General features: G+C 58.4%; 10 protein-coding genes, 1 tRNA gene and 2 pseudogenes. 7 read left to right on the top strand and 6 right to left on the bottom strand.

The window, feature by feature from the left end:
* Positions 1–105: 105 nt before the first annotated feature.
* From N7U68_RS21125 to N7U68_RS03585, 3 genes and pseudogenes are all read right to left on the bottom strand, one after another.
* Positions 106–1,972: pseudogene (locus N7U68_RS21125) on the bottom strand (Hint domain-containing protein).
* A pseudogene (locus N7U68_RS21130) lies at positions 1,964–3,499 on the bottom strand (Ig-like domain-containing protein); the annotation flags it as partial. The pseudogenes N7U68_RS21130 and N7U68_RS21125, both read right to left, overlap by 9 nt.
* Positions 3,500–4,384: 885 nt before the next feature.
* A tRNA-Leu gene (locus N7U68_RS03585) sits at positions 4,385–4,468 on the bottom strand.
* A gap of 148 nt (positions 4,469–4,616) precedes the next feature.
* Here N7U68_RS03585 and N7U68_RS03590 point away from each other — a divergent pair.
* From N7U68_RS03590 to N7U68_RS03600, 3 genes are read left to right on the top strand one after another with little or no spacing between them, the layout of a single operon-like run.
* Positions 4,617–5,195: a YqaA family protein gene (locus N7U68_RS03590; protein WP_165192110.1), complete on the top strand. Its 579-nt coding sequence runs from the start codon at positions 4,617–4,619 to the stop codon at positions 5,193–5,195.
* 5 nt (positions 5,196–5,200) lie between these two features.
* Entirely contained in the window at positions 5,201–5,665 is a 465-nt protein-coding gene (locus tag N7U68_RS03595) for a disulfide bond formation protein B (protein WP_165197555.1), read from the top strand.
* 42 nt (positions 5,666–5,707) lie between these two features.
* The gene (locus N7U68_RS03600) at positions 5,708–6,706 is read left to right on the top strand and encodes an aromatic ring-hydroxylating oxygenase subunit alpha (protein ID WP_263048246.1); all 999 of its coding nucleotides are present in this window, start codon (positions 5,708–5,710) and stop codon (positions 6,704–6,706) included.
* 18 nt (positions 6,707–6,724) lie between these two features.
* Here the strand turns inward: N7U68_RS03600 and N7U68_RS03605 are convergent, their stop codons facing one another.
* On the bottom strand, positions 6,725–7,153 hold the full coding sequence (locus N7U68_RS03605; protein ID WP_165192108.1) for an Lrp/AsnC family transcriptional regulator: 429 nt from the start codon (positions 7,151–7,153) through the stop codon (positions 6,725–6,727).
* A gap of 119 nt (positions 7,154–7,272) precedes the next feature.
* Between N7U68_RS03605 and rocF the strand changes: the two genes are divergently transcribed.
* From rocF to ocd, 3 genes are read left to right on the top strand one after another with little or no spacing between them, the layout of a single operon-like run.
* On the top strand, positions 7,273–8,199 hold the full coding sequence (rocF, locus tag N7U68_RS03610) for an arginase (RefSeq protein ID WP_165192107.1): 927 nt from the start codon (positions 7,273–7,275) through the stop codon (positions 8,197–8,199).
* Complete coding sequence (ctlX, locus tag N7U68_RS03615; RefSeq protein ID WP_263048247.1) at positions 8,196–9,125, top strand: citrulline utilization hydrolase CtlX; 930 nt, start codon at positions 8,196–8,198, stop codon at positions 9,123–9,125. Before rocF ends, ctlX begins: the two co-directional genes overlap by 4 nt.
* A gap of 5 nt (positions 9,126–9,130) precedes the next feature.
* The gene (ocd, locus tag N7U68_RS03620) at positions 9,131–10,186 is read left to right on the top strand and encodes an ornithine cyclodeaminase (RefSeq protein WP_263048248.1); all 1,056 of its coding nucleotides are present in this window, start codon (positions 9,131–9,133) and stop codon (positions 10,184–10,186) included.
* A 125-nt stretch (positions 10,187–10,311) separates the two neighbouring features.
* Here the strand turns inward: ocd and N7U68_RS03625 are convergent, their stop codons facing one another.
* The gene (locus N7U68_RS03625; RefSeq protein WP_165192104.1) at positions 10,312–10,554 is read right to left on the bottom strand and encodes an EF-hand domain-containing protein; all 243 of its coding nucleotides are present in this window, start codon (positions 10,552–10,554) and stop codon (positions 10,312–10,314) included.
* Positions 10,555–10,802: 248 nt separating this feature from the next.
* Here N7U68_RS03625 and N7U68_RS03630 point away from each other — a divergent pair, with 248 nt between their 5' ends.
* Positions 10,803–11,306, top strand: a complete 504-nt coding sequence (locus tag N7U68_RS03630; RefSeq protein ID WP_165192103.1) for an RNA polymerase sigma factor — start codon at positions 10,803–10,805, stop codon at positions 11,304–11,306.
* Here N7U68_RS03630 and N7U68_RS03635 read toward each other — a convergent pair whose 3' ends face one another.
* On the bottom strand, positions 11,307–12,017 hold the full coding sequence (locus N7U68_RS03635; RefSeq protein WP_263048249.1) for a class I SAM-dependent methyltransferase: 711 nt from the start codon (positions 12,015–12,017) through the stop codon (positions 11,307–11,309). It lies immediately after the preceding gene.
* Positions 12,018–12,027: the final 10 nt, after the last annotated feature.

Raw genomic sequence — 12,027 nt, forward strand, 5'->3', positions numbered from 1 at the left:
CCGGCGTCGCGCCGGGATTGCTGTCGTATCGGAACCGATATGGCCCCCGCAACCGATTCCGTGAACCAGCCCACCGAGGTGGTAGACTGGTTCGGCTGCAAAGGGTTATTTGGTCAACAAGCGCGCTTCGTGCTTTTTCAGCGACCGGCGTGCGGCCTGATAGGCCTCGATGCCTTCCATCTCGCGCAGTTCAGGGAACAGCGTGTAGATTTCATCGCGTTGCTCGACGCCCATGCCATCCAGCGTTTGCTCGCCGGGCTGGAAGCTTTCCGTCCAGGACCCGTTGGACAACACAACCTCGTGCTGATCGAACATGAAGTGGATGTAGCTGACCGCACCGGTATCGACCGCGTCGACACCTTCGAGCCCGGTCAGATGCTTGGCCGCTGCCAGCACTTCGCGGTCCTCGAAATACAGCGCCGATTTCTCGTTATTGATCAGCACACGGTGGTTCGGGCTGACCAGCAGATCGCGCTCTGGCAGACCACGGCCAAGGCTGCCTGCCCGGATCAGGACCGGCTTGAGGTGCTGCGCTTGCAGCATCTCGGCACCTGCCAGATCACGGCGGCCCAACCAGCGGATTTCCTGCAACCCGTTGTCGCGGGTGATAACCCGGTCGCCAACCTGCAGATCTTCCACCAGACGCTCACCTTTCGGCGTGGCAATCACGGTGCCCGGCGTAAAGCAGGGGATGATGCGTTCGATTTCCTGGAAGGTCATCGAACCCGTCACCGCACCACCCGGCGCATCGAGGAAGTTCACCTGCCCCGAGGTCGAGTTGCCGTCGGCATCCACCGTTTCATTCACGATTTCAAAGTCACCAGCGCCGGTCAGATCGAGCGTGTCAAAGTCATCACCGCCGGAGCCGCCATCGGCATTGTCGCCATAACCATCTGAGGCTGACCCGATAACGAACGTATCGCGTCCGGTATCACCCGACATGTCATCCGCACCGGCGCCACCGATGATCAGATCGTTATCCGCACGGCCCTCGATGGTGTCATCACCGTCGCCACCCAGAATGGTGTCGTCGCCGTTGCCACCCTGAATGATGTCGTTGCCTTCATCGCCCATGATGCTGTCATCGCCGTCCTGACCACGGATCGAGATCGTCGTCGATCCCGCCAGAAAGCGTATCGTTGCCGGTACCACCTAGGATGGTGTCATTGTCATCTTCGCCAAAGATCAGGTCATCGCCGGCACCGCCGTCAATGTAATCATCAGCATTTTCCAGCTCTGGGTCGATCGCATCGGGGATGTTGGCTGCGGGTATATTGATGCCGCCATAGATCGTATCGTTACCGTCGCCACCATAGACCGTATCGCTGCCTTCGCCTGAGATGATGTAGTCATCACCAGTACCGCCGCTGATTTCATCATCATCCAGACCGCCGTCGATCACATCGTCGCCAGCACCGCCGGTAATGGTGTCCGCGTCGTCGCCGGTAAAGATCGTGTCATTACCTGCACCACCTGCAACCAGGTCGCGGTCATCTTCGGTGTCAGTGTCACGCGGCACGTCGATCGGGTCATTGAACCCATCGTCGGGCAGCGGGAAAGGAGACGTCAGCGGATCGGACGACGTGTCGATGTAATCATCGCCACCACCACCAAGCGCGGTATCCGCACCGTCACCGCCAAGCAGCGTATCGTTGCCCGGACCGCCGATCAGAGAATCGTCGCCCGTGCCGCCGTTCAGCGTATTTTCACCACCGTCACCGCGTAGCGTATCATCGCCGGCGCCGCCGCGGATGTCGTCATCGCCATCACGACCGCGCACGCTATCGTCGCCATCACCTGCTTCGACGATATCATCGTTTGAGCCAGGGTTCGGTGGCAGGATCGCGTCGTTGTTGTCGATACGGTCGCCATCCGGATCGCCGGTGTAGCCAAGGTCGATATCATCATCACCGGGTGTGCCGGAAACAATGCCATCTGGCCCTGCACCATCAGGGCGCACAGTGATGGTCACCGTCTCTGTTGTGGTACCACCCAGACCGTCATCGGCTGTGTAGGTGAATGAATCCGTACCATCGAAACCATCGTTCGGACTATAGGTCACGGTATTGTCGCCATTGATCACAACAGTCCCGTTCGTACCGTCTGTGACACCGCTCACTCTAAGTGTATCGCCATCAGGATCAGAGTCGTTGCCCAGAACATCGACGATAACATCGGTTTCAAAGTCGGTCGAGGCGCTATCGGGAACGGTATCTGGATCGTTGTTGCCCGTCGGCGGAGCCGGATCGTTCAGCAAAACCTCTTCGATTTCATTGAATTCCATCGTGCCGGTCACGTTTCCGTCCACATCCAGGAATTCGATGGTGCCGCTGGTCGAATTGCCGTCAGGATCGACGGTTTCGGTCGCGATGCGTGCCGGGCCTTCGCCGGTCAGATCGAGTGTGTCGAAATCGGTACCGCCATCGCCACCGTCAACGACATCGCCATCGTTGCCGCCGATGATCGTATCATCGCCGTCACCACCATCGATTTCATCAGCGCCTTCGCCACCGGTCAGCTCATCATCGCCACCTTCACCCATCAGGGTGTCGTCACCGTCGTCACCGTTCAGTGTATCATTGCCCTCGGCAACGATCGGGAAGGTGTCAAAGTAAACATCTGTCAGCTTGATGCCCGAGGTGTCTGGCCCATTCTGAGTGTGATGAACGGTGATCTCGGACACGGGGCCCGGGATATCGACAAGGATTGAATACTCTGGTGCCACGTCTTCGGCGTAGCCGCCGTCGCTATCGCCTGTATCGGCCCCTGCAACACCATCGGTGTCGATCAGCGTAACATTCGCGCCTGCGCTCAGGTTGACAGTGATCGGATTACCGTCCGCGTCGAGTGCGGTCACAGTCACGACGCCGTCGCCATCTACGTCATTAATGCGGAACGATACGTTTTCGACCGGACGCGAGAAATCGAGGCTGTACTCGTTGGAGTTGCCTTCCTGCCCCAGCACGTTATCGAGCGAGCTGTTGGGGTTGGCTGGCGCACCATCTGTCGCCACGCCATCCACGAGGTGGAAGTTGCTCGCAAACACGGTCGCATTATGACCTGTGCCCGTCGACGAGAAGGCCACATCGACATTGCCGGTGTTTTGCGAAAACGCACCAATGCTGTCTTGATCGTCAATACCGGGAGTGCCATCGTCACCGTCCGGATCAGGCGCGCCATCCCAGCGGAACACTTCACGTACGGGGATATTGTCCGTGATATCACGATCACCGGCTATCAGGTCGTCGCCTGCCCCGCCGCTGAGATCATCATCACCTGCGCCACCGAAAATCTCATCATCCGCAGCGCCGCCGTCAACTGTGTCGTTGCCGTCGCCTGCGTTCACGATGTCGTCGTCAGGGCCCTCGCCGCCCAGGATGGCATCACCATTGTCAATTTGATCGCCCTCTGGGTCTGCAGCATACCCTGCGTCGATGTTATTGTCTGCTGCATCGCCTTCAACAACGCCAGAGCCGGTGTCTGTTCTATCAATACCCATAGTCTTCTCCTCATTATACTACGGCCGTTTCCGGCGCGCCGCTCGATCGCGGACCAATGTCATGCCACCGACGATACCGGCGCTCACTTCGCGACCAGCACAAACCACACTTGATAACTATGGGAGAGCGACGTTCGCATCCTACATGCGTCCGTCCACTACGGGCGGTGCCCGCATTTCGCGTTTTCTACGCGTTGCCTACGCAACACGGCGAACACACGTCTCCCGCATCATCAGATGCGCAATTCGCGCGGTCGCCCCCGTGACCACAAACATCGCCCCCCAGCTGGGCAACACTTTTGTACGCCTCGGCTCGCCGCCATCAAAGTGAAATTTGACCTAAAAGTGTTCCTAACATGCCGTGCTTGCGCCGGAATTGACCACATTTGCCCCGTTTTCGGCACACGTGCGGCGTGATTGTTTCCACGTAGTAACCGCGTGAATTTGATGATTCCCTCAACAATCATTGTTCTTTCTACGCGTTCTATGACACTCTACTACAACCCATAGGTGTCCACCTGTTTCGAAGTTGGAAACACTGCTGCAAAGTTGGCAGCGCGTTAACTATGTCAATAATTGGATGGACAGGTTGTCGCCAATAACGCTCCAATCAGCAAATGCATTCACCTTTGATCAAGCTTCGGAAACCTAACGGCTGATTCGTGGGGGAGAATCGACAGATTCCCGGCCTCATCCTGAAATCCGCCGATGAAATGCTTGGCGCTCTTAATCTGTGCAAACCGGCATGATCGCCGCGAAGCCAAAGGGGACGCGGTGTTTACGTCGCACTGAAGCCGTCGATTGGTGTCGCCACAATCGCTGCTGTTCAAAATGACCTATCGGAAACCCGGTGGGCATCCGATGCCAATGTCGTGAAAAGGCCTGTGGTACCCAAGGCCGGACTCGAACCGGCACGCCTCGCGGCGGGGGATTTTGAATCCCCTGCGTCTACCATTCCGCCACTTGGGCCTTTCCCTCCCTCTAGCGAAGCGCGCTGCGCGCGTCCAGCCCCGACACGAAAAAGTGCTCGGTTTTTTCCATTGCTGCATTGCTCTTGGCTTGACGCTCCGGGCGCTGCATGGTCAGAGGCAGAACCAAACAGGAAAGATCTATAGCGATGCTCAGACGGCTCTATGATTGGACGCTCCGTATGGCGCATCATCCGCAGGCGCTCTGGGTGCTGGCCTTTGTTGCCTTTATAGAGAGTTCGGTCTTTCCAATCCCGCCTGATGTGTTGATGATTCCCATGATCCTGGCCCGACCAAGCCGCGCATGGCTGATCGCAGCCGTGGCGCTGTTGGCCTCAGTTGTCGGCGGATTGCTTGGCTATGCGATCGGCGCACTGGCCTATGAGCAGATCGGCTTGCCCATCCTTGAATCGCTCGGCAAAGGCGATGCAATGGCCGAGTTCAATACGCGCTTTAACGATCTGGGGTTCTGGGCAGTTCTGACCGCCGGTGTCACACCCTTCCCGTACAAGGTGATCACGATCATGTCCGGCTGGACCGGAATGCCGCTGGCCACATTCATCATAACCTCGATCATCGCGCGCGGTTTGCGGTTCTACATCGTGGCATGGTTGTTGTGGAAATTTGGCGCACCTATCCGCGACTTCATCGAGCGGCGCTTGGGTCTGATGTTCATCCTATTCGTGGTTGTGCTCTTTGCAGGGGTCTATGTGATAAAGTTCTTATGACAGATATGACGCGCAAAAATCTAATCTTGCTGGCTGCCGGTGGCTCTGCACTCTTGCTGCTGGGGGCATTCGCCTTCCAGCATATTGGCGGGCTGGCCCCGTGCAAGATGTGTCTTTGGCAACGTTGGCCACATGCTGCTGCCGTACTGATCGGCGTGCTCGCCATTGCATCACGCGGACCTGCCCTGCCCGCCCTGGGCGCGCTGGCAGCCCTCGCGACAGCCGCTATCGGTGGCTATCACACCGGGGTTGAGCGCGGTTGGTGGGAAGGTCCGGCATCCTGCACCGGAGCGGGTAATGGTCTGGGCGGCCTTAGCGGTACCGATCTGCTCAGTATGGGCAGCCCCGCTGGCGTCGTCATGTGCGACGAGGTGGCTTGGCAAATGCTGGGTCTGTCGATGGCCAGTTGGAACATGCTGGCTTCATTGGGGCTTGTTCTGCTTTGGATACTGGCAGCGCGGCGAAACTGAGACGCTTGACCTCGCGCGCGAGGCCACACTACCGTTCTGGGCATGTTGAACCTCGCCCCCATTCATTACACGTCGCCTGACATTCACACGCGGGATGTCAGTCGCATCTTTTCTCGCACATGGCAGTTGATTGGCTCGGCCTCTCGCCTGCGGGAACGCGGCGACTATATCGCGACCGAGATTGCGGGTCAGAAGATTTTCATCGTCATGGCCAAGGACGGGTTACGCGCCTACCGCAATGTCTGCCGCCATCGGGGGGCACGATTGTTACCCGAGGGTGCGGGGCGGTGCAGCACCATCCGCTGCCCATATCACCAATGGGTCTGGGGCGATGATGGGTCACTCCTGAACGTACCATGGTGGGGCGATGATCCCGATTTCCGTATGTCTGATTGGGCCCTCGACACAGTAGAATGGCACATTTGGCGCGGGCTTCTTTTTGTTGCGATTGCCCCCGAGGACGACTTTGACAGCCAATTGGGCGAGACCAGTACCGAATTGGCCGACGAGCCAATTGAGACCTTTCACTGGGTCCACGAGGAGCGGCTGGTCTTTGATGCCAACTGGAAAATCTACACTGATAACTTTGTTGAGGGGTATCACATCCCCGGTATTCATCCCGCCTTTCATCGCGCCATTGAATTCGAGGCGTTCGAGACCGTCGCACTGAACGGGTTGGTACGTATGACCGCACCACCACGCGAAGGGTTGTTTTATCGCGGCAAGTGGATGTGGATGTGGCCGAACTGGACCCTATCGCTCTTTGATGGTGGCATGAACACGTCCCGGATCAATCCTGTCAGCGTTGGTCAAACCGAACTGATATATAATTTCTACTTTGCCGACACATCGGATGCCACTGCAGACGCGCGGGCCAAGACAATTGCGGATAATCTCGCGGTCGTGCGTGAAGATTTCGAAGTTTGTCTGGAGACGCAAAAGAATTATCAAAGTGGCGGATACCGCGCCGGGCCACTTTCCCCGCGACATGAACAGGGTGTGGCCTATTTTCAGGATCGGCTGCGGGCCGCGCAGAGCTAAATCGGAAACGGACGACCTTTATCCCGCTGATTTTCGGGTACTCAGCAGCAGGTTCGTTTCGCTGCTCACGATGCCGTCAAAGCGCCGGATTTGGGCCAGCACTTTGTCCAGCTCTTCCAATGTGCTGGTGCCGATCTCTACGATCACATCCCAACGCCCGTTTGTTGTATGTGTCGCACGCACCGCGCTCAGCCCATTCAACTGCCGCACCACCCGGTCGGCACCACGCCCCTCAATACCCAGCATCATCAGGCCACGCACCGGATCGCGGGCGGTGTCTTCTTTCAGAACGACAGTGAAACCCACAATCTGGCCCGACCGTTGCAAACGTTCGATCCGACTGCGCACCGTGGTCCGCGAGACACCCAGCCCAAGGGCCAGATCCGACAGTGACGCCCGAGCGTCGTGGCGCAACGCCGAGAGCAATTTTCGATCGGTTTCGTCCATATTGAAAGAATGCCCCTCCATTTTGCCCAATAATGTTTCGAATGGAGCAAACTGATCGCTTCCTTCCGCACTATTTGCGCATATCTTCGCGATAACGCAAGCAAAGAGAGGGCTTTGACATGACCAATACCTGTATTCTCGTCGGCGCACCGATGGACAGCGGCAAACGTCGTCAGGGCTGCCGTATGGGGCCCGACGCCTATCGCGTTGCCGGCATTGCCGAGGCATTGGGCGATCTGGGACTAGAGGTTCGTGATACCGGCAATGTGTCGCCCGACGCTGCAACCGCACCGCAAGAACTGCCTAACCACGTATTCGCCCCCGATGAGATGATCGGCTGGACGTCCGCGCTGGCACGCGCGGCAGAAGAGGCGCTGCCGCAAGGCATCCCGATCTTTCTCGGTGGCGACCATGCGCTTGCGCTCGGCACTGTTCTGGGCGCCGCACGCCACGCTGCGTCTCAGGATCGTCCGCTCTTCGTGCTGTGGCTGGATGCGCATACCGATTACCACACACCGCAAAGCACTGAGTCCGGCAATCTGCACGGATCGCCCTTGGGTTATGTGACAGGCCGTGATGGCTTTCACGGTTTTCCCGAAGTGACGCATCCGGTGCCGCATGAAAACATATGCCTCATGGGCCTGCGATCGGTCGACCCGGCAGAGCGCGACGACCTGCAGCAGACCAACATCCGTTATCACGATATGCGCAGCATTGATGAAACCGGCATCGCCCGCCCGCTAGAGACGTTTTTGCGCGATGTCGCTGCGGCCAACGGTATGTTGCATGTTTCGCTCGACGTGGATTTCCTCGATCCCGGCATCGCCCCTGCGGTCGGCACCACAGTGCCGGGCGGTGCAACGATGCGCGAGGCGCATCTGGTGATGGAGATGATCTGCGACTCCGGGCTGATGACATCGCTTGATCTGGTCGAGTTGAATCCGTTTCTCGATGATCGCGGGCGCACGGCGCAGGTGATGGTCGATCTGGCAGCTTCTGCCATGGGACGCCGGGTGTTCGACCGCCCGACGCGCGCCTATTCATGAGCGTTCAGGCCCCTTCTTCCGTGGTGATGATCCGGCCCAACCGGTTTCAACCCAACCCCGAGACCGAGGCCGACAACCGGTTTCAATCTCGGCCCGATCAAAGTGCCGATGCCGTGGCAGCCGCAGCGCATACGGAATTCGACGCCGCTGTTGAAATATTGCAGACCGCTGGTGTCAAAGTGCACGTATTTCAGGACGAACGCGACGATACCCCAGATTCGGTTTTTCCGAACAACTGGTTCTCGACCCATTCCGGCGGTCACGTAGCGATCTATCCGATGTTTGCAGCCAGCCGCCGTCGCGAGCGGCGCAGCGACGTGATCGAATTGCTGAAGCGCGATTACCGCGTGCAAACCGTGACCGACTATTCGGGGCTGGAACAGGACGGTCTTAGCCTCGAAGGGACCGGCGCGATGGTTCTCGACCATATCGGGCGTATCGCCTATGTCGCGCGATCGCACCGGGCTGATCCGGTATTGTTAGAGCGGTTTTGCACCAATTTCGGTTACGAGCCGATGGTGTTCGATGCAACGGATGCCAGCGGCGCACCAGTGTATCACACCAATGTTCTGATGGCCGTGGGTACCCATGTGGCGATGATCGGCTCCGACATGATCGCCGACGCTGCGCGGCGCAATGAGATCCACGCGCGACTGGCCGAAACCGGACGTGATGTGATTTCGCTTTCCGAACATCAAATTGGCGAGTTTGCGGGCAATGCGATCGAACTCAGCACACCCGGCGGACTGATCCTCGCCTTGTCGGCGCGCGCGCTCCGGGCGTTGGGCGCTGAACAGGTCCAAATTCTCGAACGCTCATTGCGTCTGGTACCACTGAGCATCCCCACTCTTGAAACCGCAGGCGGATCTGTTCGCTGCATGTTGGCAGGCTTGCACCTTGCCCGCCGCACACCGAAACAAGGATAACGACGATGACCAACCTTTCCCCCTCCGACAAAGCGCTCGTGCCCTTCGTCAGCGTGGATCACATGATGCAGCTGGTACACAGTATTGGCGTCGAGCCGATATTGATCGGCCTTGCGGACTATATCGAGGCCGATTTCAAACGCTGGGAATTGTTTGACAAAACCCCGCGGATCGCCAGCCATTCTTCTGAAGGTGTGATCGAATTGATGCCGACCTCCGATGGCGAGGTTTACGGGTTCAAATACGTGAATGGTCACCCCAAGAACACCAAGGAAGGCCTGCAAACGGTCACCGCCTTTGGTCTGCTGGCGGATGTGGCCAACGGTTATCCCGTCCTGCTGAGCGAAATGACCCTGCTGACCGCATTGCGCACTGCCGCCACCTCTGCACTGGTGGCCAAATATCTGGCACCCAAAGGCAGCACGACAATGGCAATGATCGGCAATGGCGCACAATCCGAATTTCAGAGCCTTGCGATGAAAGCCATCGTTGGGATCGACACGGTGCGCCTGTATGACACCGACCGCGCAGCAACCCGCAAAGCGGCACGCAATCTGGCCGGTATGGGCCTGAAGGTAGTGGAGTGCGATAGCGCAGAGGCCAGCATGGAAGGTGCGCAGATCATCACGACCTGCACCGCTGACAAGCAATACGCGACCATCCTGACCGACAACATGATCGGATCAGGTGTGCATATCAACGCCATCGGCGGCGACTGCCCCGGCAAGACCGAACTGGCCCCGGCCATTCTGGAGCGGTCAGATATCTTCGTGGAATTTCCACCACAAACGCGCGTCGAAGGCGAGATCCAGCAAATGGCAGAAGATCACCCTGTCACCGAGTTGTGGCAGGTAATGAGCGGCACGGCAAAGGGACGCACCAGCGCGGATCAAATCACCCTCTTTGACAGCGTCGGATTTGCAATCGAGGATTTCAGTGCGCTGCGATATGTCCGCGATCATATCAAAGGCACGAAATTCTACCACGATCTCGATCTTCTGGCCGACCCTGATGATCCACGCGACCTGTTCGGTATGCTCAAGCGCGCAACGCCAGCGTAATGCACCAGCGGCCCCGGATCAGGTCCGGGGCCGCTAGGAAAATTTGGCAGTTATTGCATAATGCCCCCAGCCCGCGTCTTGCTGGAGAAGAGAATAATTACGGGCCGGGGGGACGGAGCGGAGGGTTAGCCGTCCGTCGCAGCGGGGATCAGGCCATTTTCCTGCCCGGCCACCATCTCGTCATCATCAAGCGCACCATCGCCGTTCGCGTCGATCTCGCTGAACACTTCAGCGGTCATTTCGGGGTATACGGCGCGGACTTCTTCAATGGTCATCAGTCCGTCTCCATTGGCGTCGATCTCGGTTGCGGCGACGGCGGATTGAGCCAATGCGCCCAGCCCGATGAGAATTACGATAAACTTGGTCATATCAGGTATCTCCTGTACTTGCAGTTTCGGACAGGCCTCATGCCTGCCTCACCCCACATGACGCGCTGGCGGCGCTTTGCGTCCGCAGCGGATTTTCGCGCAGCGGATGCCTGCCTACGCAATCGCGGGGTTCCGGCACGTCACCGCCCAAAAAGCCCGCATAGGATGTATCGGCGGAAAGTCCCCAATTGCAGGATGAGCGCGCCGTGCGCAGGTTGATGGCGAAACATCCCCGCTGCGAGGCCCGAATGCCCAATCCCGTCCATATGCCAGACACGTTGATCGACCTTCATGCCGACCTGCTGCGCCTTGCCCGGCGCCTTGCGCAAAACGAGGCCGAGGCCCATGACCTGACGCAGGAAACGCTGCTGCGCTTATGGCAAAGATGGGCAGCATTGGAAGAGATCGAGGATTTGCGTGCCTATGCTCGTGCCGCACTACGCAATCTCTTTCGCGCATCAAAGCGGCGCACGCCGATGCAGCCCGAAACCGACGCGCCTGAACCCTGCATTGATCCGAATGTATTCGGCGTCATCGCCCTCCGCGAGCTGGTGGCGGCAATCACAAGGCTGCCAGAAGATCAGGCAACTTTAATGCGACTGGTGGCGCGGGGCGAAACCAGCCCTCAGGTGCTGGCCCATGCGATCGGATGCCCAACCGGTACCGTCATGTCACGGCTGGCACGCGCGCGCGCGCAATTGCGCACCGAGATGCATCTGGACGCGAATGCGCCGGTCAAATCCTTGCTGTGATCAATCTGCGGATTTGCGTGCGACGACAAACCAACCAAAGGTCTGCAACTCGGCCGATTTCCGGCTCATCCGGCCGCCATCGCCACCGGCGACCATCCGCACCCAAAGCCGTGTGATATTGGTCAGGATCATAAGGACGGGGTCCGGAAACCATGCACCGAACTGACGGCGTGTCTTGGAAACCCGTCCTAACTCCTGATCGACGCTGTCAAAAAATCCGCCATTGGCCGTCAACTCGACGATCTCGAAATTCAACCGTTCCAGATGGTGCCGGTAGAAATATTGCGAAAACCCCGTGCAGAAATGATAGGGGCTGAAATGGGTGACCGAGTTGAAGGGTGCCGTCACGATCATTTGGCCGCCGGGTTTGGTCAGGCGCGCCATCTTCTCGACCGCGCGCACGGGGTCCACCACATGTTCCAGCACTTCCGAGCAGAACACTGTGTCGAACTGCCGGTCCTCGGGGATATCATAGAGATCACAAACGAAATCCAACTGGCTGGTATCCCAAACGTCGGTTTGCAACCCTTTGCCATCGCCAGAGCCGTCATATTCCGCAATATCCTGGGCGAGGTATTCCAGATGGGTACAATAGGGTTTGTAGGCGCATTCGCCAGCGCCCACATCCAACAGGCTGCTGCCCTCCGGCAGCGCGCGCAGTGTCTTCGAAATCCACTCGATCCGCGCTTGGTGGTTCTTCAATCGCTTCATGGCCTGCGCC

The sequence above is a fragment of the Roseovarius pelagicus genome (assembly GCF_025639885.1).
GTDB lineage: Bacteria > Pseudomonadota > Alphaproteobacteria > Rhodobacterales > Rhodobacteraceae > Roseovarius > Roseovarius pelagicus.